The 26,962-nt window shown below is 68.5% G+C and carries 21 protein-coding genes and 1 pseudogene; 11 read left to right on the forward strand and 11 right to left on the reverse strand.

Features of this window, described 5'->3' with window-relative positions; translation table 11 throughout:
• Positions 1–3 precede the first annotated feature (3 nt).
• The 5 genes from OG707_RS30045 to OG707_RS30065 form a co-directional block, all read right to left on the reverse strand.
• A complete protein-coding gene (locus tag OG707_RS30045; protein ID WP_329123793.1) occupies positions 4–450 on the reverse strand; it encodes a PaaI family thioesterase in 447 nt (148 codons plus the stop codon).
• A gap of 35 nt (positions 451–485) precedes the next feature.
• On the reverse strand, positions 486–1,157 hold the full coding sequence (locus OG707_RS30050; protein WP_329123795.1) for an enoyl-CoA hydratase-related protein: 672 nt from the start codon (positions 1,155–1,157) through the stop codon (positions 486–488).
• A gap of 9 nt (positions 1,158–1,166) precedes the next feature.
• Positions 1,167–1,760 (reverse strand): TetR/AcrR family transcriptional regulator, encoded by a 594-nt coding sequence (locus OG707_RS30055; protein WP_329123797.1) that lies wholly within the window; start codon positions 1,758–1,760, stop codon positions 1,167–1,169.
• A gap of 107 nt (positions 1,761–1,867) precedes the next feature.
• Complete coding sequence (locus OG707_RS30060) at positions 1,868–2,302, reverse strand: GNAT family N-acetyltransferase (RefSeq protein ID WP_329123799.1); 435 nt, start codon at positions 2,300–2,302, stop codon at positions 1,868–1,870.
• 82 nt (positions 2,303–2,384) lie between these two features.
• A complete protein-coding gene (locus tag OG707_RS30065) occupies positions 2,385–3,557 on the reverse strand; it encodes an epoxide hydrolase family protein (RefSeq protein WP_329123801.1) in 1,173 nt (390 codons plus the stop codon).
• A gap of 53 nt (positions 3,558–3,610) precedes the next feature.
• Here OG707_RS30065 and OG707_RS30070 point away from each other — a divergent pair.
• Positions 3,611–3,970: pseudogene (locus OG707_RS30070) on the forward strand (ABATE domain-containing protein); the annotation flags it as partial.
• Between the two features lie 11 nt (positions 3,971–3,981).
• Here OG707_RS30070 and OG707_RS30075 read toward each other — a convergent pair.
• Entirely contained in the window at positions 3,982–5,544 is a 1,563-nt protein-coding gene (locus OG707_RS30075; RefSeq protein ID WP_329123803.1) for an SUKH-4 family immunity protein, read from the reverse strand.
• Here OG707_RS30075 and OG707_RS30080 point away from each other — a divergent pair.
• Entirely contained in the window at positions 5,524–6,006 is a 483-nt protein-coding gene (locus OG707_RS30080; protein ID WP_329123805.1) for a hypothetical protein, read from the forward strand. The genes OG707_RS30075 and OG707_RS30080 overlap by 21 nt on opposite strands.
• A gap of 162 nt (positions 6,007–6,168) precedes the next feature.
• Here the strand turns inward: OG707_RS30080 and OG707_RS30085 are convergent, their stop codons facing one another.
• From OG707_RS30085 to eccCa, 3 genes are all read right to left on the reverse strand, one after another.
• Positions 6,169–10,113 carry a toxin glutamine deamidase domain-containing protein gene (locus OG707_RS30085; RefSeq protein WP_329123807.1) on the reverse strand — a complete coding sequence of 1,315 codons (3,945 nt, stop codon included), beginning with the start codon at positions 10,111–10,113 and terminating at the stop codon, positions 6,169–6,171.
• 41 nt (positions 10,114–10,154) lie between these two features.
• A complete protein-coding gene (locus OG707_RS30090; RefSeq protein ID WP_329123809.1) occupies positions 10,155–10,541 on the reverse strand; it encodes a hypothetical protein in 387 nt (128 codons plus the stop codon).
• Positions 10,542–10,697: 156 nt separating this feature from the next.
• Positions 10,698–14,642, reverse strand: a complete 3,945-nt coding sequence (gene eccCa / locus OG707_RS30095; protein WP_329128051.1) for a type VII secretion protein EccCa — start codon at positions 14,640–14,642, stop codon at positions 10,698–10,700.
• A 281-nt stretch (positions 14,643–14,923) separates the two neighbouring features.
• Between eccCa and eccD the strand changes: the two genes are divergently transcribed.
• From eccD to OG707_RS30125, 6 genes are all read left to right on the forward strand, one after another.
• Entirely contained in the window at positions 14,924–16,384 is a 1,461-nt protein-coding gene (gene eccD, locus OG707_RS30100; RefSeq protein ID WP_329123811.1) for a type VII secretion integral membrane protein EccD, read from the forward strand.
• Positions 16,385–16,582: 198 nt separating this feature from the next.
• Positions 16,583–16,873, forward strand: a complete 291-nt coding sequence (gene rpsO, locus OG707_RS30105) for a 30S ribosomal protein S15 (protein ID WP_329123813.1) — start codon at positions 16,583–16,585, stop codon at positions 16,871–16,873.
• A 262-nt stretch (positions 16,874–17,135) separates the two neighbouring features.
• The gene (locus tag OG707_RS30110; RefSeq protein WP_329128053.1) at positions 17,136–19,355 is read left to right on the forward strand and encodes a polyribonucleotide nucleotidyltransferase; all 2,220 of its coding nucleotides are present in this window, start codon (positions 17,136–17,138) and stop codon (positions 19,353–19,355) included.
• A complete protein-coding gene (locus OG707_RS30115; protein ID WP_329123815.1) occupies positions 19,352–20,731 on the forward strand; it encodes a M16 family metallopeptidase in 1,380 nt (459 codons plus the stop codon). The genes OG707_RS30110 and OG707_RS30115 overlap by 4 nt, the downstream gene beginning before the upstream one ends.
• Positions 20,732–20,754: 23 nt before the next feature.
• A complete protein-coding gene (dapB, locus tag OG707_RS30120) occupies positions 20,755–21,510 on the forward strand; it encodes a 4-hydroxy-tetrahydrodipicolinate reductase (protein WP_329123817.1) in 756 nt (251 codons plus the stop codon).
• A gap of 11 nt (positions 21,511–21,521) precedes the next feature.
• Complete coding sequence (locus OG707_RS30125; protein ID WP_329123819.1) at positions 21,522–21,977, forward strand: hypothetical protein; 456 nt, start codon at positions 21,522–21,524, stop codon at positions 21,975–21,977.
• Here the strand turns inward: OG707_RS30125 and OG707_RS30130 are convergent.
• Together OG707_RS30130 and OG707_RS30135 are read right to left on the reverse strand one after the other, a co-directional pair.
• Complete coding sequence (locus OG707_RS30130; protein ID WP_329123821.1) at positions 21,967–22,527, reverse strand: hypothetical protein; 561 nt, start codon at positions 22,525–22,527, stop codon at positions 21,967–21,969. The two genes, OG707_RS30125 and OG707_RS30130, sit on opposite strands and share 11 nt — an antisense overlap.
• A gap of 107 nt (positions 22,528–22,634) precedes the next feature.
• The gene (locus tag OG707_RS30135) at positions 22,635–22,874 is read right to left on the reverse strand and encodes a hypothetical protein (protein ID WP_329123823.1); all 240 of its coding nucleotides are present in this window, start codon (positions 22,872–22,874) and stop codon (positions 22,635–22,637) included.
• Positions 22,875–23,073: 199 nt separating this feature from the next.
• On the opposite strand from OG707_RS30135, the gene thyX reads away from it, so the two are divergent.
• The 3 genes from thyX to OG707_RS30150 all read left to right on the forward strand — a co-directional run bounded on the left by thyX (position 23,074) and on the right by OG707_RS30150 (position 26,724).
• Complete coding sequence (gene thyX, locus OG707_RS30140; RefSeq protein ID WP_329123824.1) at positions 23,074–23,814, forward strand: FAD-dependent thymidylate synthase; 741 nt, start codon at positions 23,074–23,076, stop codon at positions 23,812–23,814.
• A 205-nt stretch (positions 23,815–24,019) separates the two neighbouring features.
• The gene (gene dapA, locus OG707_RS30145; RefSeq protein WP_329123826.1) at positions 24,020–24,919 is read left to right on the forward strand and encodes a 4-hydroxy-tetrahydrodipicolinate synthase; all 900 of its coding nucleotides are present in this window, start codon (positions 24,020–24,022) and stop codon (positions 24,917–24,919) included.
• 119 nt (positions 24,920–25,038) lie between these two features.
• Positions 25,039–26,724 carry a ribonuclease J gene (locus OG707_RS30150; RefSeq protein WP_329123828.1) on the forward strand — a complete coding sequence of 562 codons (1,686 nt, stop codon included), beginning with the start codon at positions 25,039–25,041 and terminating at the stop codon, positions 26,722–26,724.
• Positions 26,725–26,962 lie beyond the last annotated feature (238 nt).

Below are 26,962 nucleotides of genomic sequence, written 5' to 3' on the forward strand. Positions count from 1 at the left end.
GACTCAGTGGAGCACCAGGCACGTGGTCGTGGCGTGCGCGACCAGCTTCCCCTGCTCGTCCAGGACCTTCCCCTCGGCCGTTGCGGTGCGGCGGCCGGCGTGGATGACGGTGCCTTCGGCGGTGAGCGTGCGCCCGTCGGTCTGCGCGGCCCGGATGTAGTTCACCTTCAGCTCCAGGGTCGTGTAGCCGACGCCGGCGGGCAGCGTGGTGTGCACCGCGCAGCCCATGACCGAGTCGAGCAGGGTGGCCGCGATGCCGCCGTGCACGGTGCCCAGCGGATTGGCGAAGTCGGGGCGGGTGTCGAGCGAGGCGACGATACGGCCGTGCTCGACTTCGTCGAAGCGCATGCCGAGCAGCCGGCCGATGGAGGGGACGTCGGCGGGGCGCTCGGTCTGGAACCAGCGCATGAGTTCGAGGCCGGACAGAGCGGTGAGGTCGGTGGAGGTCACGGGGATTCCTTGATGTCGTGCAGCTGGGTGCGGTGTCAGCCGAGGGGGTTGGCGGTGTCGCGCAGGGCGGCCAGCGCCGGGGCGTACATCCGGGTCTTGATGGTGCGGAGGGTGTCGCCGGCCTTGTTCACCTGCGCCTGGGCGAGTTCGAGCGCGGCCGTACGGACGGCGTCCTCGGCGACCGCCCGGTCGACGATCCCGGCGGCCGCGGCATCGGCCCCGCCGTAGCGGTGGGCCGTGAGCATGGCCCGGTGTGCGGTCTGCGGGGCCAGCCGGGCCTGGATGAGGGCGGACATGCCGGGGGAGAAGGGGATGTTGATGTCCGCCTCGGGCAGGCACCAGTAGCCGCGGTCGGCGCGCATCACGCGGAAGTCGTGGGCGAGGGAGAACATCGCGCCGGCGGCGAAGGTGTGCCCCTGGAGGGCGGCGACGGTGATCATCGGCAGCGACAGCATCCGCGCGAAGAGCTCGTGGACCGAGACGACGTAGTCCTCCTGCTGGTCGGCGTGGGCGAACAGCCAGTCCAGGTCGAGGCCGTTGGAGTAGAACTTCCCCGTCGCGGCCGTCACCAGGGCCTTGGGGCCTTCGGCCTTCTCCACCTCGTCCAGCGCGGCGCTCACGGAGGCGAGCCAGTCGGGGTGGAAGCGGTTCTCGCCGTCTCCGAGGTCGAGGACGAATACGTTGTCGTGGCGGTCGAGCGTGGGCATCTCGGCTCCTCAATGCGGGCTGGGTCGGAGTGCGTGGATCAGCAGGTCATGGATCTCGGCGGCGGCCGCATCCAGCGGCGCGGAGCTCTGTTCGACGCGGCACATGATCACCGCGCCTTCGATCGCGGCGACGATGAACGCGGCCAGCCGCCCGGCCCGTTGTTCGGTCAGGCCGTGCCGGACGAGCGGTGCCGCGAGCGCCTCCTGCCAGCGGGCGAAGACGGAGGCGGCGGAGCGGGCCAGCTGCGGGGCGTCGTCGTTGGTCTCCACCGCGACCGCCACGACGGGGCAGCCGGCCCGGAAGCCGCTGCTGACGAGCCGTTCGCGCCAGAGCACGAAAAACCCGTCGATCGCCTGCACCGGATCGTCGCCGTCCTGCATCGCGGCGTCGAGCAGACCGGCGATGAAGTCCCCGGCGAGAGCCACCGCCTCGTCGAGGAGCTGGGCCCTCCCGCCGGGAAAGTGGTGGTACACCGAGCCGCGAGGAGCACCACTGTGCTCCAGTACGCGGTCGATGCTGGTGCCGCCTGCCCCGTATTCGCGCAACAGAGCGGCGGTACTGACGATCATGCGCTCACGGCTGTCGCTCTTGCGGGGGCTCATGGGACGGCCTTTCCGGAGGCACGGTCGGACGGACCTCGCCCGTGTCATCTACCTCCCGGTAACTTATGGGGTATGCCATAGAACATGCAAGGGGTCGGCGCCGACGATCAGGCCAGCCGCAGATCGACGAAGGCGACGCTGTCACCGGGCAGTACGTACCGCTCGATCTCGACGAACCCCTGCGCCAGCGCGAACCGCAGCCCCTCCGGATTGGACTCCAGGACAACGGTCTCGACGACCTCGGCCCCGAGCTCCCGCGCCACCGCGAGCCCGTGCGCGTAGAGCTGCCCGCCGAGCCCCTTGCCGCGCTGCTCGGGCAGGATGCGGGCGATCACGGTGGCGGTGGCCCCGTTGTCGACGGTGGGCGTACGCACGGTCGAGCAGCCGACGAGGGCCCCGCCCAGGTACGCGACGTACAGGCGATTGCGCCCGGCCCGCTCGCGCACCTCGTCCAGGGAGAGGACGGAAGAGGCGGCGGGGATGATCAGGTTGTGGACGTGCTGCCAGTCCCGGAGGGAGGGCTCGCCGTCGACTTGTTCCATGCGGAGATCGGTCACCGACGCAGAAAACTCCACCCACTCCCGCGCGTCAACCGGATGCTTCCCCCGGCTCTCGGCGCTGCGTTCACCGATGAGCGGCCAGCACTGCCTTCAGGCCCTCTTGCAGATCCTTGACGAAATACCCGGGAACCTCCAGCGACGGGAAATGCCCCCCGGCTTCGGGCGACCTCCACCGGACGATCTGCCGGTACCGCTCCTGTGCCCAGGGGCGCGGACACTTCTCGATGTCGCGGGGATACATGGTGATGGCCGACGGGACGTCGACCCGGAGTCCGGGGTCCAGCGAGTTGTGGCTTTCGTAGTAGATGCGGGCCGCCGATGCGCCGGTGCGCGTCAGCCAGTACAGAGTGACGTCGTCGAGAACGCGGTCCATGGAAATCGTCTCGAACGGGCTGTCCTCGGTGTCCGACCACTCGGCGAACTTGTCGAGGATCCAGGCGAGAAGCCCGACCGGTGAGTCGACGAGCGAGTAGCCGATGGTCTGCGGCCGGGTCGCCTGCTGCTTCGCGTACGCCGCGCGGTGGTGCCAGAAGTCGCGGGTCTCCTCGGTCCATCTGCGCTCGTCCGCCGTCAGCCCGTCCGTGCTCAACCCGGGCGGCGCCTCCGCGAACAAGGTGTGGATGCCGAGAACGTGCGCGGGGAACCTGCCGCCGAGGACCGTGGTGATGTTGCCTCCCCAGTCGCCGCCGTGGGCCGCGAACCTGCTGTAGCCGAGCCTTCCCATCAGCTCCACCCATGCGGCCGCGATCTTTTCGGTCCCCCACCCGGTGGTGGCCGGCTTGTCGCTGTAGCCGAAGCCCGGCAGCGACGGGACCACGACGTGGAACGCCGGAGCGTCCGCATCTTCCGGATCCGCCAACTCGTCCACTACGTCGATGAATTCGGCGATGCTGCCCGGCCAGCCGTGCGTCAGGATCAGGGGAGTGGCATCCGTGCGCGCCGACCGGCGGTGCAGGAAGTGGATTCCCAGATCATCGATGGTCGTGCGGAACTGGCCGATCCGGTCGAGGCGCGCTTCGAACGCCCGCCAGTCGTACCCGGTGCGCCAGTAGTTCACGACATCGACGAGATCGGCGAGCGGAACGCCCTGCTCCCATCGGCGAGGACCGGGCGCTGCGCCACGGACCGTCTCGGCCTCCGGCAGCCGCGCCGCTGCCAGTCGCGCGCGCAGATCGTCGAGGTCGGCGTCTGTTGCGTGGGCTTCAAATGCTTGCACGTCACTGGTCGGACGGGGCATGAAAACCTCCTGGCCATGAGGGAACCGGCTAAGACGGTTCTAACAGGCCTCCTCCCACACCGCAGCGACTTGTCGACTGGCTGGCGGTGAGCGGCCTCGCCGTGGACTCCTGCACCACCGTCCAGCTCGACCTCGCCCGGGAGTTGAGGGAGTCGATTCACGCCGCCGCGACGGCCGCCGCGATCCAGGACGAGCTTCCTGCAACTGCTGTCCACGTCATCAATGACCGCAGCGCTCGGGGGCGGGCAGCGGCCATCCTGACGCCCGACGGCAAGCGGCGATGGCGGCTCGGCCCGGCTTCCTGCGTGGAAGACGCCCTGGGCGTGATCGCCGCCGACGCGATCAGCGTCATCGCAGGCGAACGCGACGGGAAACTGGCCTTGTGCGCATCACCGACCTGCCAGGCCGCCTTTTCCGAGCCCTGTTACAGGTAGGGGAAGTTCTCCGAGTCGAGCACGTGCTGCCAGGACCGATTGGCCACGGCAACAGGGTCGATGGCGGACAGCCATGAGCGGAGTTCGGTCAGAAGGTCTTCGGAGTCGATGCCGGTGGACTGCGTGTAGGCGAGCATGTACTGCCACTGCAAGGCAATCATCGCCGTGAACCGGGACAGCGTGGTGGCGGCGAGCGGGTCGCCGGGCCGGTCGGCGTCGACGGCGTTCGGGGTGGTCCGGCGCAGAACGCGACCGGTGGATCCATCGAGGAGGAGGATGCCGCCGATCCAGTGGCCGAGCCGGTAGAACGGCCCGTCGCCGAGCGGGATTTCGGACGAGTGCGTGCCTTGCCAAGGAGTTTCCACGAGCCCGGACTCGGTCAGGTTTTCCGTCTGAAGGCTGTAGAAGCCGGCTACGGCGGGGAAACCCGTGTGCGACAGGTGGTCGCGGGTGTCCTGGTGAGTGATCCCGGAAGGGATCCGGTCGGCTCCCAAGGTGTGGACGTGGTCAGCGCCGAAGAGCTCGCCCAGGCGGGAGGGCGAGGGGCGGCGGCACCGTTCGTCGAACGGACGAGGTGTGATGCGGGCCGTCGGCCCGATGTACGGCAGCGCTTGGAGCGGGGACTTCGGAGCGGTTTCCGGTGCGCCGACGGTGACGGCGTAGAGACCGGTGGGGGAGCCGACCACCACGACTTCACCGACGCCCACGGCGGCCTCGCTCCGGGGTGCCGGCAGTACGCGCTCCGTACCCGTATCGGCGTTCTCATGGACGACTACCTGATTCCAGTCCGCCTCGGCCCGCCACTGCGCGACAGGAGCAGGCGATTCGGTCCGTACGGAAGAGGTCTGGGCGTCGGCGTCGCAGAGCTGTCCGTCGGCCGCGTCCCAGATGAGTTCCGAGCCGTCCTCATTGGTACTGATCACATGGATGCCGTCCGGATCGGCGTTCAGCTCCTCGATCCGGCCCGTCCAGACGTGTGGAGCCATGGGGGACCCGCCAGGACGCTGCATTGCCCATACGGTCGTCCACGGCAGGGGGCCCGCACCGGCCGCGAGCGCCTCGGCGCGCTCCGTGTCGCCCCAGCACATGGCGTTGTGATGCAGGAATGCCACCCAGTCGGCGTGGGAGGAGAAGACGGTCTCCTGTGCGGAGACGTAATGCAGGTCCGCGGCCCGGCTGCCTCCCTGGACGGTGTCGGGGAAGGCCGCGCGCAAGCCCTCCAGCAGAGGCTCGCGCCTGCACATCGCCACTGCGTACGGGACGTTGAGGAACTCTTCGAAGCAGTGTCCTGCAGCAGCGTGGGCCGGGAGCGCCCGGGCTCCGTAGGAGGCGGTTGTCGGGTCGTCCCAGCCAGTGAGGAGGCGGCGAACCGTTTCGTGCTGCACTTCGCCGAACACGTCGGCGGGGGTCTGAAGCCGCAGGTCCCTCGCGGTGTGTTCCCACGTGAACCGCACCGACAACTCGTGCTCGGGCTCGAATTCGATCAGCTCCGATTCGACAGCGATGTCGCGGAGTTCGGAGACGCTGATGTCGTGCCCGAGGACAGAGCACATGAATTGCCATTCAGTGCACCGGACTTGGCGTGGTTCGGTGAGAGCCAGGGCATGGAGTGCCGCGCGGTGCGTGGGATCGACCGGTTCCTCGACCTGGGGGGCTGGGCCCGGCATCTGCAGGAGGAGTGGATTCTTGTAGGCCCCCAGCCCGACTGCCCGTTCATCCACCTCCACGGCGAAGCGGGTGCGCGTGCGCCGGAATTCCGTCCCCAGCGTGCCCACAACCTGTCCGACGATCCGCGCAGGCTCAGCAGTGGTCCGTGTTGTTCCGGCCCACTGCGAGTTGGCCAACAGGACGACCTTCTGGCCGGGGATATCGGCCAGAGCGTCCCTGACTCGGTAGAGATCAGGAAACCGCTGGGCGGGCAGGCTCAGGGCTTGGGCCAAGTTCGCTGTCAGCTGCTCGCCGGTCAGCCCTGCGGCGTCGACCAGAGTGGCACCCTCGACGGTTTCGCAGGCTGATCCGAGCAGGGCGGTCTTGCCGGACCCGGGCTCGCCCTGCAGGAAAAGGCGCCCCCGATCGGCACGCGCATCTGCGACCCACGACGTGAGAGCATCCACGTTTCCGTCGCCACCATGCCTGCCCTCTGCAGCCGACATACGTGCCCCTCTTCATGAGATTGGTTATGCAGGGGTCCGCAGTCCGCCCTCTGCCATGGCCCGGACCCAGACCTTACCAAGCGCTGCGAGGTTCCTCGCGATATCGCGATCGTATTCGGCCTTGTGATTCACGCCGGCGTATTCTTCGGATTCGTCGACCCTCGCATTCTTTCTGTACCCGGTGCCGTAGTACACGTCCACGCCGGGTACGCGCTCGGACAGGGCGCGGGAGCAATTTGCGTACCCCTGCCCCCTTCCGCAGGGTTCCCTGTCCGTGAACAGGCCGATCGGCTTGTACTGGGAGTCTTCGCCGCGGCCGGAATTCACTTGGTCGAGATAGTCCAGAATGTTGCTTTCGGAATGCTTGCCGTTTTCTCCGTCGACATTCGGGTACGAACTGTCCACGAGATAACTTGTCTCGCCGGTGGTCGGATCATGGAGTTCGAGTACCGCATAATTTCGACCGCTGAAATCTGGGCGATGTTCACCGGAGTCTCGAAGGGCTCCAGCGATTCCTGAATTCTTGAACTCCGCAGAAATCGCATCCTTGAGTTCTTGCTCCTCGCGAGTCTTCGCGGGCCAATTTCTCACCTTGCCGTGCGCTTCGGCGCCGTGCGAGCGTTGACCGGGAGTGTGCTCCGGGCTTGCGCCGACTGCGTGTGCCGCGTGGAACTTGTGACTGAGCCGCGCAAGGGAGGCGACCACGGCCCCCTGTTCGCCCGGGTGCAGGTCGGAGAAGCCCGGCAGGATCCGGTTGAGGTCGCTCTGGCGGAGTGTGACGGGGGGCGGCGAGCCGTCGGCCGTACTGGGAGGCGTGCTCGCCTGCATGGCATCGACCAGCGGAATACGGGTTGTCTGCGTCCCGTCCTCGTGGTGGACCGGATGGGGTTCCATCCAGGCATTGAGCTGCTGGTGGACATGGTCCATGTCGACTTGTCGGACATCGTTCGACTGCCGCAGATTTTGCTGGTCGGGCATGGGATACATGCCGTGATGCGGTGTCGAATCGACAGTTTCGGGATCCACGAGTCGTGGATGTTCCCCCTGCTGTGGGTCGCCTGCCGGTTGATCCGTGCCGTCGTCCGCCTGGGCGGGGCTCCCTGCAGGGGCTTCGGGGGCGCGGCGGCCCTCCGCCGGTGCGGTCGCCGGCTCGTGGTTCGGCTGAGAGGCCGTCGGCGTCTTGGCTGCGCTCGTGGACGCAGGTGTGGCCGTAGGGGTGACGGGTCGCCGGTTCGCGTCCAACGGGACCGCGAAGACGCCGTTCTTGCCGTCGTGCAGGGGCGTTTGGCTCGTGCGGCCCGTCTGGGCGTCGATGTACGTGATGCGGCCGTTGTGGTTGACCGCGTTCCATGCGTGCGCCCGGCCGTTGGCGTCCTGAGTGATGATCACGGCCTGGGAGCCGTGGCCCGAATCGCGGAGGGTGTTCTCCAGGCGGTTGAAGGCGCTGCGGCCGTCGCCCATGTCGCTGAAGCGGGCGCCCAGCGCGTTCTCGATGCGGTTGCGGCCGTTCGTCTCGCCGCGGTCGGACGGCAGGCCGTCGGGGCCGGTGTCGGGGGTGCGGGCCGCTGCCGCCGTCGGGTTGCCGGAGAAGGTGTCGGCCGTGGAGAGCGCCACGTCCACGCAGTTGTTGTTACGGCCGGGAGCGTCCGCCCCCTCGCCGTTGATGCGCTGGACCCACGGGCCGTCCGCCGGGTCCGGCGGACGGGTCGGGTTGCCGTCGGCATCCCGCGGGACGGAGTCGTCGAGCGCGCTCTGTTCGGCGTGCGTGGGGTGGGTTACGCCGCCGGGCGGGGTGGTGTTGCGCGTCGAGGACGTCGGGGCCTGGTGCGCGGGGGAGTCGGACTGCTGCTGCGGGATGTGCGCGGTGGGGGTGGCAGGGGCGGTGTGCGCCACGGTGTGCACCGGGGCCGGGACGGTGGTGTTGTGCTGGCCGGAGGGTGTGGTGGCCGGGGTCGAGGCGGGGCTCGGGCTCGGGTTCTGGGGTGATGCGTTCGGGGTGTGGGGCGTGTTCGGGGTGCCGGGGGTGTTGTTGCCCGGTGTGGGCGTGCTGCCGGGCGGCGTACCGGGTGTGCCCGGTGTACTCGGCGTGGGGCGCGGGGAGTTGGAGCCCGGGCCGGCGTCCGGTGTGCCCGACGACGGCGGTGTCGCCCTGGACGGCGTCGACGAGGTGGACGGAGTGGACGACGGCGGGGTCGAGGACGTCGACGACGGGTTCGTGGTCGGGGAGTTCGATGACGGGGCGGTGCTCGTCGAGGTCGGCGCCGATCCCCGAGGGGTCGAAGGAGACGTGGAGGACGGGGTCGAGGCCGCCGGGCCGCTGGGCGACGACGGTGAGGACGGCGTGCTCCTCGGCCCGGAGCTGCCCGGACTCGTCGTGTGCGACGGCGTCGACGGCGACGACGTAGAAGGGGAGGGTGACGACGGGGACGGCGTACGGCCCGACGGCGAAGGACCCGCGCTCGGGCGCGAGGTGGGCGTACTGGAGCCGGAGCCCTGTGTGTTGGGGCTCGTCGGGATCGAGCTGTTGCCGTCCGGGCGCGAGGTGGACGGGCCGTCCGACGCGCTGGGCGTCGGGGTCGCGTGGTGCTGCGGCGCCGGAGCCGTGGCGGCCAGGTTGTCCACCGACATGCTGATCCCGCGCCCGTTGTTCGACGAGGAGCCGGAGTCGGTCGACCCCGACGGTGTCGGGGCGGAGTGGGGCGTGGGGGAGGACGGGAGGCCGCCGTTGCCCGAGGGGCCGGACGACGGGGATGCCGTACTCGCATCCGTACCGCCGTCGGACGAGGGCGCGTTGGACGGGCCGGGGTTCGCCGGTGACGGTCCCTGGTCGTCGAAGTCCGAGAGGGTGGAGTCCGGGGAGGAGTTCGACGGGAGCGGCCCGCTCTGCGGCGACGCGGAGTCCGGGGTGCTGGATCCGGGGTCGGGTGCCGTACGCGAACCGACGTCCGCCGAGGCGTCGACGCCCGAGCCGGTGTCGGCGGATATGCCGCCGCCGATGTTCGTGCCGTTGCCCGTGTTGACGTTGGCGTCGGCCGAGACCGTGGAGTTGGAGTTGGAGTTGGTGTTGCCGTCGCCGGAGTTCGTCTGCGAATCGGAGCCGGAGTCGGACCCGGAGTCGGAGGAGTCCGATCCCGAGTCCGTACTCGAATCCCCGTCCCCGGAGGAGGAGTTGGAGCCGGACCCGGACCCGGACCCGGAATCCCCGTCCGCCCCGTGGCTCCCGTCCAGCCGGCTGTCCACCGCGTGCCGCGCCCGGTGCCCGGCCTTCTCGCCCAGGCTGTCCCGTACGCCCTCGGCCAGCGTCTGCGGCGTCTGCTTGATCGCGTCCCAGGCGGCGTCCTTGCCCGCCCCCGCCGTACGCCCCAGGTTGTAGCCCTGCTGCGCACCGAAGCTGACATTGAGCGTCTGCGCGATCAGGTCGCTGATCATCGCCTCGATCGCGGAGGTCGCCGGCTCCTTGACCGCCTCGATGATCGCGTCGATCAGGGCGTCCTTGAGCTCCTTGAGGACCCGCCGGACGATCATCTTGGTCGCCGCTGTCGCCCCGAGCGCACCCACCTCCGAGAGCCCGAAGGTGAACGGCGCGGCCGCCTGCGCGGCGATGATCTCGATGGCCAGCGCGATGAGCTGGACGATCACCGCCACCTTGCAGGCGATGACCAGATACGCGGCGGCGTCCATCACCCCCGCGATGATCTCCGCCGCCATCGCCGCGTTCGCGAGGTGCCCGTCCCCGCCCGAACCCCCGCCGAACTTCTCGTACGTCGTACGGAACTTGTCGATCGAGTCGCCCGAGTTGGCCTTGAGGACGGTCGAGGCCGCCGTGTTCGACGCGTCGTGGAGCGCGCGTACGTCCTGCGCGAACTTCCGCCACACCGTGGCGGACTCCATCATCTTGTCCTCGTCCGCCGTCGGCCAGTCGAAGCCGAGCATCTCGAGGACCCACTCGAGCTCACCTGGCAGCATCATCGACACAGCAGAAATCCCCCGTCAGACACGTACGGACAACGTCAGGAAGCAGGGCGGTGGATCGCGGTCAACTTCCGCTCCACGCCGTCGAGTCCGTCTTCCTTCTGCTTGATCATCTCGAAGGTGGCGTCCTCGTTGGCCTCGTGCTTCACGCCCATCTCCGTCAGGGCCATGCCAATCCCTGCCAGGCGCTCCGCCAGGCTCCCCATCGACTGGTACATCCCGTCGCGGAAGCCCTCGTACACGACCCCGAACTTCTCCCCGAGATCGTCGTCGCCCCAGGGCGGAGTTCCGTTCCCCTCCAGGGCGGTGAGTCCGTTCTGGAGAGCCGTGACAGCCTCGCTGAACTTCTGCCCGACCTCGAAGAAGTGGTAGCCCTCGCTCTTCAGGACCGGCGCCTCGACCTCGATCTGCCCACTGCCCGACACGGCGTCCCCTCCCGGCTCGACTGCCCCTCAGATCCCGTCACTTTAACCGGAGTTGACGAAAGGTCCGGTGCCCGGCCCCGAATCGGGGACGGACACCAGACCTTTGTGACGAGACCGTGTCAATCAAGCGGAGTCAAGCACCGCGCAAAGAAGCGGTCAGTGCCGCGCCGGCAGCCAGCCCGTCTGGACCATCTGCCCGCCCCGTCGCCGCGTGTGGAACGTACCGCGGCCCGGCGGCAGTTGCTGCGGCGCCACATTGCCGAGCAGTTGGCCCTCCGCCTTGTCGCCGGAGAGCACGATGCCCTGGGCGCCCAGCTCACGCATGCGCTGCATGATCGGCTCGTACAGCGAACGGCTCGCACCGCCCGAAGCACGCGCGATGATCAGACGCAGGCCCACGTCCCGCGCGAACGGCAGGTACTCGAGCAGCGGGGACAGCGGGTTCTGACCGCTCGCCACCAGGTCGTAGTCGTCGACGATCACGAACGCGTCCGGGCTGTTGTACCAACTGCGGTTCCGCAGCTGCTCCGGAGTGACGTCCGGACCCGGCATACGCCGCTGCAGCGATCCGGCGAGACCCTGGATGGTCTCCGCCAGGGCGGGCGCCGAGGCGCAGTACCGCGACAGGTGCGACTCCGGGATGCCCTCCAGGTGCGCACGCCGGTAGTCACCCATGACGATCTTCGCCTGGTCGGGCGAGTACCGCTCGGTGATCTGCTTGACCAGCAGCCGCAGGACCGCCGACTTCCCCGACTCGCTCTCGCCGAAGACGATGAAGTGCGGGTCCGCCTCGAAGTCGATGAAGACCGGCGCGAGCGCCTGCTCGTCGATACCGAACGCGACACCCAGCTCCGGGTGTTCGAACCCCTTGGGCAGCCGGTCCGCCTCGAGGAGCGTCGGCAGCAGCCGTACGACCGGAGCCGGAGCCCCCTGCCAGCTCTCGTTGACCGCCCTGATCAGCGCGCCCGTCGCGTCCGACAGATCCTCCGTCTGCGAGGAGCCGTCGATGCGCGGCAGCGCCGTCATGAAGTGCAGCTTGTCGGGGCTCAGACCACGGCCCGACGCACCGGCAGGAACGTTCTGCGCGACCTTGCGGTCGACCTCGGACTCCGTCGGGTCACCGAGCCGCAGCTCCACACGGTTCTGCAGCATGTCCTTGAGCGCGGGACGCACCTCGGTGTACCGGCTCGCGGTGATGATCACGTGGACACCGAAGCCCAGACCGCGCATCGCGATGTCGGTGATCGACGGCTCGAGCTGCTCGTAGTCCGTCTTGAAGGTGCCCCAGCCGTCGATGACGAGGAAGACGTCACCCCACGGCTGGTCGGGCAGCTGCCCCGAGGCCCGCCGCTGACGGTAGGTCGTGATCGAGTCGACGTTGTTGGCGCGGAAGTACTCCTCCCGCGCGTTCAGGATCCCCGTGACCTCGCTGACCGTACGGCGGACCTTCTCGCCGTCCAGTCGGTTGGCGACGCCACCCACATGGGCGATGTCCTCCATGGAAATCAGCGATCCACCACCGAAGTCCAGGCAGTAGAACTGCACTTCGCTCGGTGTGTGCGTCAGCGCGAACGACGAAATGAGCGTCCTCAGCAGCGTCGACTTGCCGGACTGCGGACCACCCACGAACAGACCGTGGCCCTGACCGGCCGAGAAGTCCCGGTAGAGCACGTCACGCCGCTGCTCGAAGGGCTTGTCGACCAGACCGACGGGCACATTGAGCCGCCCCAGCGCCGTGTACTCGGGCGCGGTCAGACCCCGCTCCGGAGTCACCGCGAGCGCCGGCAGCAACTGCTCCAGCGACGGCGCCTCGTCCAGCGGAGGGAGCCACACCTGGTGGGCCGGAGGGCCCTGGTTGGCCATCTTCCCGACGAGTACGTCGAGCACGGTCTCGGCCAGCGCGTCGTCGATCCGCGCCGGAGCCTCCGGCTCCTCGATCACCGGCTGCGGAGGCAGCTCCACGTGCTCGGCGGTGAAGAGCGCGGGCCGCAGCCGCGTCGAGCGCTGCGCCCTCGCGGGACCCTCGCCGTGGTACGCCCCCGACACGTACGCCGCCTTGAAGCGGACCATGGTGTCGGTGTCGTACCGCAGATACCCGGAACCCGGGATCGACGGCAGGTGATAGGCGTCCGGCACACCGATCGCGGTCCGCGACTCTGCGGCGGAGAAGGTACGCAGACCGATGCGGTACGAGAGGTACGTGTCGAGCCCGCGCAGCTTGCCCTCCTCCAGACGCTGCGAGGCGAGCAGCAGATGCACACCCAGCGAACGCCCGATGCGCCCGATCTGGATGAACATGTCGATGAAGTCCGGCTTGGCGGTCAGCAGCTCGGAGAACTCGTCGAGCACCATGACCAGCGAGGGCAGCGGCTCCAGCGGAGCACCGGCGGCACGCGCCTTCTCGTAGTCGTGGATGTTGGCGTAGTTGCCCGCGGACCGCAGCAGCTCCTGCCGGCGCTGCGTCTCACCCGTGATCGAGTCGCGCATACGGTCGATCAGCGTGAGGTCGTCGGCGAGGTTCGTGATGACGGCAGCGGTGTGCGGCATGTCCGCCATACCGGCGAAGGTCGCACCACCCTTGAAGTCCGCGAGGATGAAGTTCAGCGTCTCGGACGAGTGAGTAACGGCCAGGCCGAGCACCAGAGTTCGCAGCACCTCGGACTTGCCGGAACCGGTCGCCCCGACACACAGCCCGTGCGGGCCCATGCCCTCCTGCGAGGCCTCCTTGAGGTCCAGCATGACCGGCTCGCCGCTCTCGCCGACACCGATCGGCACGCGCAGCCGCTCGTGCTGGGTGCGCGGCCGCCACGTACGCGAAACATCCACAGAACCTGCGTCACCGATCCCCATGAGGTCGGTGAAGTCCAGGTTGGAGAGCAGCGGTTCGCCCTCCTCGGCGCTTCCCACGCGGTACGGCGCGAGCTGGCGGGCCAGCGACTCGGCCTGCTCCAGGCTCAGCAGGTCCGGCTTCCCGCTGTAAGCCGACTGGCGCCCCACGTACAGCTGCAGCGCGTTCGGCTGCAGATACGCGGTCAGGTTGCCCCGCAGCTCGTCCTCCAGCTCGCCGGGCGCGACCTCCAGGAAGGTGACGCCCTGCAGCCCCTCGGAGCTGGCCAGTTCGGAGTCGGGCGGGACCGTGCCGCCGTCGAGGATCACCAGCAGATGCGGCTGGTCGTAGACCGGCGTCGCCTCGCGGTTCCAGCGCGGCCGGTCGGCCAGCTGGTCGGCGAGCGCGTCCTCCAGCTCACCGAGGTCGTCGAAGAGCAGCCGGGACGAGCCCGCGCCGTCCTTCGCCTTCGGGTGCTGGCTGTGCGGCAGCCACTTGATCCAGTCCCAGTCCGACGAGGCGGCCGGGTGCGCGACCACCGCGACCACCAGGTCCTCGGGGGAGTGCATGGTGGCCAACTGCCCGATCACGGAACGGGCGTTGCCGTAGACCGTGTCCGAATCGCCGCAGATCGCCACATGATAAAAGGCGCGAAGCGACACAGAAACGGGCAGATCGGAAACCCGCCCGTGTGCGTCGAGGAAGGCCTTCATCGCCGCAGCCGTCAGCGGCTCCAGCTCCTCCTTGGGCGCCGTCTCGGGCGCGACCAGCGGGGTGGACAGCTGCTGGCTGCCGATTCCCATGCGTACGGAAGCGAAGTCGGCGTCCGTCGGACGCCGCTCCCACAACCGCCTGCCGTCGGCGGCCAGCGCCCACAGCTGGTCCGGGTCCGGGTGCTGGTAGACCTGCGCGCGGTACTGCAGGTCAGCGGTCTTGTGCACGTCCTTGCGGACCTGCTCCAGGTAGCGGAAGTAGTCACGCCGGTCCTGGCCCATCGTCGCGCCGCCACCGGCCCTCGACTTGACCAGCTGGGCCACGGCCATGGCGACCGTCGAGGCCGCCATGACAGACCCGACGACCTTCATGTAGGGCGGTGCGCCCGGCATGAAGAAGAAGGCGACAGAACCGAACATACCGAGCAGCGGCAGCAGGTTCATCCAGATGCTGTCGTCACCCTCCCGCGGAATCTCGGGCGGCGATTCGAGTCTGATCTCGCCGTCCGGGACGGCCGGCGGCTGGACCCGCGGCTGTCGTTTGATGATGACGACGCTCACCGATGCACTCATCCTTCGCGATTGTTACGTCTCTGCACCGACGCCCCCGTTGCGGCGACGGCATCCCGTCAGCGTCCGCCGATCCTACTGATACTCCGGAGAAGAAGGGGAAGCAGGAGGGCAGTTGAGAAGGGAGGCGGGGGATGCAATCCCTGAGGCGAACGATAGGGTGGCGCACCGCGCCGCATAAGAGGCGCGTGAGCAACATCGCGATACGCGTATGAATCCATACGAACCAGTCCGTACGCAGCAGTTCATTAAAGACATGGGGGATGTACCAGGTGAGCACGGGCACATCGACCGGCTTCTGCCGGGTCACCGTCGCAGCGCCGGACAGCCGGATCGATGTGGCGCTGCCGGAAGACCTGCCGATCCAGGACATCTATCCGGAGATCATCCGCCTCTCGGGCATGGCCCAGAGCGACGGTTCGCTCGCCGGATACCACCTGGTGCGCCGCGACGGAGGCGTCCTCGACGCCAGCCGCTCGCTGGTCGAGCACCGGGTCCGCGACGGCGAGGTCCTTCTCCTCCGCCCCTTCGCGGACTCCCTGCCGCCGGCCGTCCACGACGACGTCGTCGACGCGATCGCCTCGGCCGTCAAGCAGGACAACCGCGGCTGGAACGACAACCTCATGCGGGTGGCGGGCCTGGTATCCGGCGTCCTGCTCCTGACGATGCTCGGCTTCGTCCTCTGGTTCGCCGACCCCGTCCGCCACGACATGCACGGCTTCCAGGGCATCCTGGCCGGCGTCTTCGCGGTCGCGCTGGCCGCGCTCGCCGGCGTACGGGCACGGGTCTACGACGACCGGGCGGCCGCCGTCGCCCTCGGTATCGCAGCCCTCCCGCAGGCACTCATCGCGGGCTCCGGCATCCTGCCCCAGGACGCCACGGACGGCCCCGGACGCCTGCAGTTCCTGGTCGGCTGCGTCTGCGTACTGCTCGTCTCCGTCGTCCTGATCATGCTGCTCCCGCAGGGCGACGCCCCCTTCGTCGCGGCGGCCCTGGCCTCCGTGATCGGCACACTGGCCGCCTTCACGGCCGTACTGACCGAGGCGGCGCCCCGTGAGATCGCCGCGGGCACGGCCGTCGTCGCCCTCGCCGTGATCGGCTTCCTCCCCGGCTGGTCCGCCCGCTTCGCCAAGCTCCCCATCGGCTTCCGCTCGCCGGAGGACCTGGCCCGCGCCCGCCGCGACGGCCTCACCGAGGGCAACCTCGAAGCGGTCGACATCAACCGGATCGTCGCCCAGACCAGCCGCGGCCACGAGCTCCTCCTCGGCCTCGTCGGCGGCTGCGCCATGGTGATCGTCGGCTCCGGCGGCGCCGTCCTCGGCTTCAGCTCCAACAGCTGGGCCCAGTTCCTCGCCCTGGCCGTCGGCGTCGCCGCGATGCTCCGCGCCCGCCTCTTCCGCTACACCGCGCAGGTCACCTGCCTGATGGTGGCCGGCGTCGCCACTCTCAGCCTCCTCGTCCTCGGCCTGGCGATCTCGCCGCCGTCGGACATCATCAAGGAGCTGCTGATGGGCAACCACGCCCCCGTGGACGTGCGCACCCTCTGGCTCGGCGCGACCGTGGCCGCGGGCTCGCTGCTCCTGATCGCCATCGGCCTGATCGTCCCGAACAAGGGCCTCTCCCCGTTCTGGGGCCGCATGCTCGACATCGCGGACTCGATCGTCCTGCTCTCCCTGATCCCGCTCTGCCTGGCCGTACTGGACATGTACAGCAAGGTCCGCGGCGGAATCTGACCCCGGGGACCGTCGGGAACCCCGGTCATCCGGGGTTCCCGCCCCTGGTACGCTGTGTAACGGCCGTTTGTGTACGCGCCTCCGGATTCATCCTCTGGAGGCTGCGCCCATCGGTCTTCGCCTCCGAGTCATGGAAGCTCCCCTGAGATCTAGACCAGGGGCACTCGTGGGCGCATGGATCCCCAAAGAGGAGTACGCGTGCCGCTCGACGCCGCTACGAAGAAGCAGATCTTTGCCGAGTTCGGTCAGAAGGAGGGCGACACCGGTTCCCCCGAGGTTCAGGTCGCCATGCTCTCCCGTCGGATTTCCGACCTGACGGAGCACCTCAAGACCCACAAGCACGACCACCACTCCCGCCGGGGTCTCCTGATCCTGGTCGGTCAGCGTCGCCGCCTTCTCCAGTACCTGGCGAAGAAGGACATCCAGCGCTTCCGTGCGCTGGTCGACCGCCTCGGCATCCGCCGCGGTGCGGCCGGCGGCGCCAAGTAAGACGCGTGAAGGGAGCGGTTCCCACACTTAGGGGGCCGCTCCCTTTGCTGTACGTGCACGACTGCGGCCAACGTTAGTAATCTGGACGCAGCGAAGAGGAGAAGCGCGCCCTCGCAGCCGCCGGTCCTCGGTAGTGGCCCCCGGAAAATACGACCCGGGTGCTTCGATCGAAGACCGGCCAGCACCACAGGGGCGCTTCTCCGCCACCGTCTCCCGCCACACGGGCAGGGGGACGAAGACGACGAGTATGGAGAAAACGCTAGTGGAGAACGAGACCCACTACGCCGAGGCCGTTATCGACAACGGAACCTTCGGCACCCGCACCATCCGCTTCGAGACGGGCCGCCTCGCCAAGCAGGCCGCAGGCTCCGCCGTTGCGTACCTGGACGACGACACCATGGTGCTGTCGGCCACCACGGCTTCCAAGAAGCCCAAGGACAACCTGGACTTCTTCCCCCTCACGGTGGACGTCGAGGAGCGCCAGTACGCGGCCGGAAAGATCCCCGGATCCTTCTTCCGCCGCGAGGGCCGCCCCTCCGAGGACGCGATCCTCACCTGCCGTCTGATCGACCGGCCGCTGCGCCCCTCCTTCAAGAAGGGCCTGCGCAACGAGATCCAGATCGTCGAGACGATCATGGCGCTCAACCCCGACCACCTGTACGACGTGGTCGCGATCAACGCCGCCTCCTGCTCCACGATGCTGGCGGGCCTGCCCTTCTCCGGCCCGATCGGCGCCACCCGCGTCGCCCTGATCAAGGGCCAGTGGGTCGCCTTCCCGACGCACACCGAGCTCGAGGACGCCGTCTTCGACATGGTCGTCGCGGGCCGCGTCCTGGACGACGGCGACGTCGCGATCATGATGGTCGAGGCCGAGGCCACCGAGAAGACCATCCAGCTCGTCAAGGACGGCGCCGAGGCTCCCACCGAGGAGATCGTCGCCGCCGGTCTGGAAGCCGCGAAGCCCTTCATCAAGGCGCTCTGCAAGGCCCAGTCGGACCTCGCCTCGAAGGCTGCCAAGCCCGTCGGCGAGTTCCCGGTCTTCCTCGACTACCAGGACGACGTCTTCGCCGCCCTCGAGTCGGCCGTCACCTCCGAGCTCGCCCAGGCGCTGACCATCGCCGGCAAGCAGGACCGCGAGGCCGAGCTGGACCGCGTCAAGGAGATCGCCGCCGAGAAGCTGCTCCCGAAGTTCGAGGGCCGCGAGAAGGAGATCTCCGCCGCGTACCGTTCGCTGACCAAGAAGCTGGTCCGCGAGCGCGTCATCAAGGACAAGGTCCGCATCGACGGCCGCGGCGTCACGGACATCCGTACGCTCGCCGCCGAGGTCGAGGCCATCCCGCGCGTGCACGGCTCGGCGCTGTTCGAGCGTGGCGAGACCCAGATCCTGGGCGTCACCACCCTCAACATGCTCCGCATGGAGCAGCAGCTGGACACCCTCTCCCCGGTGACCCGCAAGCGCTACATGCACAACTACAACTTCCCGCCGTACTCGGTCGGCGAGACGGGCCGCGTCGGCTCCCCGAAGCGCCGCGAGATCGGTCACGGTGCCCTCGCAGAGCGCGCCATCGTGCCGGTCCTCCCGACCCGCGAGGAGTTCCCCTACGCGATCCGCCAGGTGTCCGAGGCTCTCGGCTCCAACGGCTCGACGTCCATGGGCTCGGTCTGCGCCTCCACCATGTCGCTGCTGAACGCCGGTGTGCCCCTCAAGGCCGCCGTCGCCGGTATCGCCATGGGCCTCATCTCCCAGGAGATCGACGGCAAGACGCACTACGTCGCCCTGACCGACATCCTCGGTGCCGAGGACGCGTTCGGTGACATGGACTTCAAGGTCGCCGGTACGAAGCAGTTCGTGACCGCGCTCCAGCTCGACACCAAGCTCGACGGCATCCCCGCCTCGGTCCTGGCCGCCGCGCTGAAGCAGGCCCGCGACGCCCGCCTCCACATCCTCGACGTGATGAACGAGGCGATCGACGTTCCGGACGAGATGTCCCCGAACGCGCCGCGCATCATCACGGTCAAGATCCCGGTGGACAAGATCGGTGAGGTCATCGGCCCCAAGGGCAAGATGATCAACCAGATCCAGGAGGACACCGGCGCCGACATCACGATCGAGGACGACGGCACCATCTACATCGGTGCCGCCGACGGTCCGGCCGCCGAGGCCGCCCGCGCCACGATCAACGGCATCGCCAACCCGACCATGCCGGAGGTCGGCGAGCGCTACCTGGGTACGGTCGTCAAGACCACCACCTTCGGTGCGTTCGTCTCGCTCATGCCGGGCAAGGACGGCCTGCTGCACATCTCGCAGATCCGCAAGCTCGCCGGTGGCAAGCGCGTGGAGAACGTCGAGGACGTGCTCGCGGTCGGCGCCAAGGTCCAGGTCGAGATCGGTGAGATCGACTCGCGCGGCAAGCTCTCCCTCATCCCCGTCATCGAGGGTGAAGAGAACGGTGACGACGCGAAGGACGACACCGACAAGTGACGTCCCGTAGCTCACGGTTGACGGCCCGCACCTCTTCGGAGGGGCGGGCCGTCGCCCGTACCCAAACACTTCTCAAGGGTGAGAACGGCATCGGCACGGTCCGTCGTACGACCCTGCCGGGGGGCCTGCGCATCGTCACCGAGACGCTGCCCTCCGTCCGCTCGGCGACCTTCGGGATCTGGGTGAACGTCGGATCCCGCGACGAGACCCCGGCCCTCGGCGGCGCCACCCACTACCTCGAACACCTCCTCTTCAAGGGCACGCAGAAGCGCAGTGCCCTCGACATCTCCTCCGCGATCGACGCGGTCGGTGGCGAGATGAACGCCTTCACGGCGAAGGAGTACACCTGCTACTACGCCCGTGTGCTCGACACCGATCTCCCCCTGGCGATCGACGTCGTCTGCGACATGCTCACGGGCTCCCTGATCCGCTCCGAGGACGTCGACGCCGAGCGCGGCGTCATCCTCGAAGAGATCGCGATGACCGAGGACGACCCGGGCGACTGCGTGCACGACCTGTTCGCGCACACCATGCTCGGCGACACCCCCCTCGGCCGTCCGGTCCTCGGCACGGTCGACACGGTCAACGCCCTCGACGCGAGCCGGATCTCCCGCTTCTACAAGAAGCACTACGACCCCACGCACCTGGTCGTCGCCGCCGCGGGCAACGTCGACCACGCCACGGTCGTACGCCAGGTCCGCAAGGCCTTCGAGAAGGCCGGCGCCCTGTCCCGCACGGACGCGGTCCCGACGCCCCCGCGCGCCGGCAGCCGCACGCTCCGTACGGCAGGCCGCGTCGAGCTCCTGAACCGCAAGACGGAACAGGCGCACGTCGTCCTCGGCATGCCGGGCCTGGCCCGCACCGACGAGCGCCGCTGGGCACTCGGCGTGCTCTCCACGGCACTCGGCGGCGGTATGTCGTCCCGCCTCTTCCAGGAGGTACGGGAGAAGCGCGGCCTCGCCTACAGCGTGTACTCGTACACCTCGGGCTTCGCCGACTGCGGCCTCTTCGGCGTCTACGCGGGCTGCCGCCCCAGCCAGGTCCACGACGTCCTGAAGATCTGCCGCGACGAGCTGGACCAGGTCGCGTCCAACGGGCTCACGGACGAGGAGATCGGCCGCGCGATCGGCCAGCTCTCCGGTTCCACGGTCCTGGGCCTGGAGGACACGGGCGCGCTGATGAACCGTATCGGCAAGAGCGAACTGTGCTGGGGCGAGCAGATGTCGGTCGACGACATGCTCGCGTCCATCGCGGCGGTCACCCCGGACGAGGTGCGCGACGTCGCGCGCGACGTCCTGGGCCGGCGCCCCTCCCTGTCGGTGATAGGCCCCCTGAAGGACAAGCAGGCCGACCGCCTCCACGACGCGGTCTCCTAGATCCCCTTAAGGAACATCAAGCAATGAGTAGCAAGCTGCGCGTGGCCGTTCTCGGCGCCAAGGGCCGTATCGGCTCAGCGGCGGTACTGGCCGTGGAGGAAGCTCCGGACATGGAACTGGTCGCGGCCCTCGGCCGGGACGACACCCTGGAGACCCTCACCGCCGCCGGAGCCCAGGTCGCCGTCGACCTGACGCACCCCGACGCGGTGATGGGCAACCTGGAGTTCTGTGTACGCAACGGAATCCACGGCGTGGTCGGCACCACCGGCTGGACCGACGAACGCCTCGCGCAGCTGCACTCCTGGCTCGAAGCCTCCCCGGAGACGGGCGTGCTCATCGCCCCGAACTTCTCCATCGGCGCCATGCTCACCATGCAGTTCGCCCAGCAGGCGGCCCGCTTCTTCGAGTCCGTGGAAGTGGTCGAACTGCACCACCCGAACAAGGCGGACGCCCCCTCGGGCACCGCCCGCCGTACCGCTCAGCTGATCGCGGAAGCCCGCGACAAGGCGGGCTGCGACCCTCAGCCCGACGCCACGACCACAGCCCTGGACGGCGCCCGCGGCGCCGACGTCGACGGGATCCCCGTCCACTCCATCCGGCTGCGCGGACTCCTGGCCCACCAGGAAGTCCTGCTCGGCGGCGAGGGCGAGACGCTCACCATCCGCCACGACTCGCTCCACCACGCCAGTTTCATGCCGGGCATCCTGCTCGGCGCCCGCCGGGTGGTGACCACTCCGGGCCTCACCTTCGGCCTGGAAAACTTCCTCGACCTGGCCTGAAAAGAACGATCATGCGCGCAAAGCTCACGTACCTCATCACGGCCGCCGTCCTGGTCTTCTACTTCGTCCTGGTCGGCACCCGCGGCATCATGCTGATCGAGCACGGCACGCTGCTCACGGTCACGTTCGGCGTGGCCGTGCTGATCCTGCCGCTGATCGGCATCTGGTTCCTCTGGAAGAACACCCAGTTCGTCCAGCGCGCCAACCGCCTCGCCGCCCAGCTCGACGCCGAAGGCGGGCTGCCCGCCGACGAGTTGGTCCGTACCCCCAGCGGCCGCATCGACCGCAACTCCGCCGACGCCGTCTTCCAGCGGCGCAAGGAGGAGACCGAGGACGCCCCGGACGACTGGCGCTGCTGGTTCCGGCTTGCGGTCGCGTACCAGGACGCCAGGGACACCCCGCGGGCCCGCAAGGCGATGCAGCGGGCCATAGCGCTGCACGCGGGGAAGCCGCCCGTCAACGCGTAGCGAGCGCCCCGTACTCGTCGCTCCAGGCCTCGACCGTGTCCGTGGCACGCTCGAAGGCCTCGGCGCGCGCCAGGAAGTCCGCGCTGTGATCGGTGAGCAGCGGCGGCAGGGTGTCGCCGCCCTGCCGTACGAGCACAAGCGCCTGCCCCTGCACGGTCCGCGGCATGCCGAGCCACTTCACGGGCTGCTGCACGGTGCGCAGGGCCCGGGTCTTGCCCCACGGCACGGTGGTCGTGGAGAAGAAGCCCACGCGCCGCACTCCGTGCCTGCTCACCCAGGTGCCCACGCGCAGCAGCCGCAGCGAGCAGGCGATCACGACGAAGCCGAAGCCCGCGCAGACGGCCGCACCGGGGAGTTCACCGGCGGCGGCGATGATCGTCGCCGCCAGCAGGATGAACGAGGCGAGCAGCAGCAGCATCGCTGCTGCCGCCACCCGCCACGGTCCTGGCCGGTAGGGGCGCCGCCACTGGTCGTGGTCGTCGAACGGCAGCGCGACGTCCTCGGCGGCTGCGTCAAACGCACGGTCGGCCGTCAGGAAAGGCAGGGGCACGACTGATCCTCACTCACAAGCACGCTCGATTGGCTGTGCCCGGTGAGGCTACCGACGGGATGATCCTTCGACCACCCCAGGGGGTCCGGAAGAGTCAGCGCCCGTATTCAGCGCCCGTCCGATGCCTCGGACTGCTGGGTATGGGCCGGTGACTGATCGGCGGCCAGAGCCGGAAGCCCGAAGAGCAGCGAGCCGACGAGCCCGGCGACGACGGTCAGTCCGACGAGCGTGCGGCCTGCCAGCTGGGACACGCTGGGGCGTTCTCGTGGGGGAGGGGTGACGTTACTGCGGAAGCGGTCGGCCTCGGCGACGAATGCGAACGGGACGGCTTCACGCCGGCGGAACATGGGGTGCTTCTCCTTGGAGATCGAAGGTGACTGGTTCCACATCTGGTTCCACAGTTACAGACGTTCAACACCACCGTTTGGTGCCCGATTTCGACGAATTGGTAGAACTTTTCTCCTGACGGACCGTCCGTCCGTGGTTGTCAGTGGTGAGCCGTAGAGTGGGCGCCGCCCGAGCGACGTAACTGGAAGGACCCCGCCGGTGAGCGACACCCCCACTTCAGTCCCCAAGCCCAGCTTCCGCAGTGATGTCACCGTCGAGCTGGTGAAGCACACCGCCAGCGACCAGGACGTGCTCTGGGCGGCCCGTGTCTCCACGGCGGGCGAGCAGTCCCTGGAGGAGCTGCAGAAGGACCCGGAGCGGTCCAAGGGGCTCATCAACTACCTGATGCGGGACCGCCACGGCAGCCCCTTCGAGCACAACTCGATGACCTTCTTCATCAGCGCCCCGATCTTCGTCTTCCGCGAGTTCATGCGGCACCGCGTCGGCTGGTCGTACAACGAGGAATCGGGCCGCTACCGGGAGCTCGAGCCGGTCTTCTACGTCCCCTCGGAGTCCCGCAAACTGGTCCAGCAGGGCCGCCCCGGCAAGTACGAGTTCGTCGAGGGCACCCAGGCACAGCAGGAGCTGGTCGGCCGCGCGATGGAGGACTCCTACCTCCAGGCGTACATCGCCTACCAGGACATGCTGGCCGCGGGCGTCGCCCGCGAGGTGGCCCGCGCGGTCCTTCCCGTCGGTCTCTTCTCCTCGATGTACGCCACGTGCAACGCGCGCTCGATGATGCACTTCCTCGGCCTGCGCACCCAGCACGAGCTGGCGAAGACCCCGTCCTTCCCCCAGCGGGAGATCGAGATGGTCGGCGAGAAGATGGAGGAGCACTGGGCGAGGCTCATGCCCCTCACCCACGCGGCCTTCAACACCAACGGCCGCGTCGCTCCGTAAAGCTCAAGAGCCTTAAGAGGCCTGTAGGGCACAGATGTACGCATCGATCACGCGAAGTGTCCGTATTGCACCGTTTCGAGAAGTTCATCTAGGCTGATCAAACGGACCCGGCACTGCTTGAACCCCCGAGCAGGCAGTGCCGGGCTCCTTCCTCTCCAGCCCCCGAGGGGGCATCCCGCGGTGAGCAGCGAGTAGCGTGTTACCCATGGCTCCGATCTCCACTCCGCAGACCCCCTTCGGGCGGGTCCTCACCGCGATGGTCACGCCCTTCACGGCGGACGGCGCGCTCGACCTCGACGGTGCGCAGCGACTCGCAACCCATCTGGTGGATGCCGGCAACGACGGCCTGGTCGTCAACGGCACCACCGGCGAGTCCCCGACCACCAGCGACGCGGAGAAAAACGACCTCGTACGGGCCGTACGGGAAGCAGTCGGAGACCGGGCCCACGTCATCGCAGGCGTCGGCACCAATGACACCCGCCACAGCCTGGAGCTCGCGCGCGCCGCCGAACAGGCAGGCGCACACGGCCTCCTCGCGGTCACCCCGTACTACAACAAGCCGCCGCAGGAAGGCCTCCTGCGCCACTTCACGGCGATCGCGGATTCGACCGAACTCCCGGTGATGCTCTACGACATCCCCGGCCGCAGCGGCGTCCCGATCAACACCGAGACGATCGTCCGGCTCGCCGAGCACCCCAGGATCGTCGCCAACAAGGACGCCAAGGGCGACCTCGGCCGTGCCAGCTGGGCCATCGCCCGCTCGGGCCTGGCCTGGTACTCGGGCGACGACATGCTCAACCTCCCCCTCCTCTCGGTCGGGGCGTGCGGCTTCGTCTCCGTCGTCGGCCATGTCGTCACCCCGGACCTCCGTGCCCTCCTGGACGCCCACCTCGCGGGCGAGTTCCAGAAGGCCACGGAGATCCACCAGCACCTGCTTCCGGTCTTCACCGGCATGTTCCGCACCCAGGGCGTCATCACGACGAAGGCGGCCCTCGCGCTGCAGGGCCTGCCCGCAGGCCCGCTGCGTCTCCCCCTCGTCGAGCTGACCGCCGACGAAACGGCCCAGCTCAAGATCGATCTGGCCGCCGGTGGGGTAGACCTCTAGCAACCACAGACTTCACAACTGAATAAGCAGGACCACACAGACAACCAACAGCAAGTGCACGAATGTCACGCCGCGCCACGTGCCAAGGGGTACGTGGCGTGCGTGGTGAGGAGAGTCTTTTGAGTCATCCGCATCCCGAACTCGGCGCCCCGCCGAAGCTTCCCAAGAACGGCCTTCGCGTGACCCCGCTCGGCGGGCTCGGCGAGATCGGCCGCAACATGACGGTCTTCGAGTACGGAGGCCGCCTGCTGATCGTCGACTGCGGTGTGCTCTTCCCGGAGGAAGAACAGCCCGGAATCGACCTGATCCTTCCTGACTTCACGACGATCAGGGACCGCCTCGACGACATCGAGGGGATCGTGCTCACGCACGGCCACGAGGACCACATCGGCGGTGTCCCGTATCTGCTCCGTCTGAAGCCGGACATCCCGCTGATCGGCTCCAAGCTGACCCTCGCGCTGATCGAGGCGAAGCTCCAGGAGCACCGCATCCGCCCGTACACCCTCGAAGTCACCGAGGGACAGCGCGAGCGCATCGGCGTCTTCGACTGCGAGTTCATCGCGGTCAACCACTCCATCCCGGACGCCCTCGCGGTCGCCATCCGCACCCCCGCGGGCATGGCCGTGGCCACCGGCGACTTCAAGATGGACCAGCTTCCGCTGGACGGCCGCCTCACCGACCTGCACGCCTTCGCGCGCCTGAGCGAGGAGGGCATCGACCTCCTCCTCGCGGACTCGACGAACGCAGAGGTCCCCGGCTTCGTACCGCCCGAGCGGGACATCTCCAACGTCCTGCGCACGGTCTTCGCCAACGCCAACAAGCGGATCATCGTGGCGAGCTTCGCCAGCCACGTGCACCGCATCCAGCAGATCCTGGACGCCGCACACGAGTACGGCCGCAGGGTCGCCTTCGTGGGCCGCTCCATGGTCCGCAACATGGGCATCGCCCGTGACCTGGGCTACCTCAAGGTCCCCGCGGGCCTGGTCGTCGACGTCAAGACGCTCGACGACCTGCCCGACCACGAGGTCGTCCTCGTCTGTACGGGATCCCAGGGCGAGCCGATGGCCGCGCTCTCCCGGATGGCCAACCGCGACCACCAGATCCGCATCGTCCAGGGCGACACGGTGATCCTGGCCTCGTCGCTCATCCCGGGCAACGAGAACGCGGTCTACCGCGTCATCAACGGTCTGACCCGCTGGGGCGCGAACGTCGTCCACAAGGGCAACGCCAAGGTCCACGTCTCGGGTCACGCCTCGGCCGGCGAGCTGCTGTACTTCTACAACATCTGCAGGCCGAAGAACCTGATGCCGGTCCACGGCGAATGGCGCCACCTCAGGGCCAACGCCGAACTCGGTGCGGCGACGGGTGTCCCGAAGGACCACATCGTCATCGCGGAGGACGGCGTGGTCGTCGACCTCGTCGACGGCAAGGCCAGGATCGTGGGCAAGGTCCAGGCGGGTTACGTCTACGTCGACGGCCTCTCGGTCGGCGACGTCACGGAGACCTCCCTCAAGGACCGCCGCATCCTCGGTGACGAAGGCATCATCTCGGTCTTCATCGTGGTCGACAGCTCCACCGGCAAGATCGTCGGCGGCCCGCACATCCAGGCCAGGGGCTCGGGCATCGACGACGCGACGTTCAGCGCCGTCGTCCCGAAGATCGAAGAGGCCATCAACAAGTCGGCGCAGGACGGCGTAGTGGAGCCCCACCAGCTCCAGCAGTTGGTCCGCCGCTCGGTTGGCAAGTGGGTCTCCGACACCTACCGCCGCCGCCCGATGATCCTCCCGGTCGTCGTCGAGGTCTGACGCACGTACCACGTACAGCCGGAGCGGGGCACCTCGATTTGCGTCGGGGCGCCCCGCTCCAGTACGTTTACGTCTCCGCCTGAACGGGAACCCGGAGCACTTGCGTGCCTGGATCGCCCGAGTCGGAGCGGAAATTCCGACTCAGATTCTCTGATAAAGTCGGATCCGCCGGAAAGGAAACCCGAAAGGGAAACCTGAAAGGCACCGAGGAAATCGGACGGAACACAGTCTGATAGAG

It is taken from the genome of Streptomyces sp. NBC_01465 (assembly GCF_036227325.1).
Classification (GTDB): Bacteria; Actinomycetota; Actinomycetes; order Streptomycetales; family Streptomycetaceae; genus Streptomyces.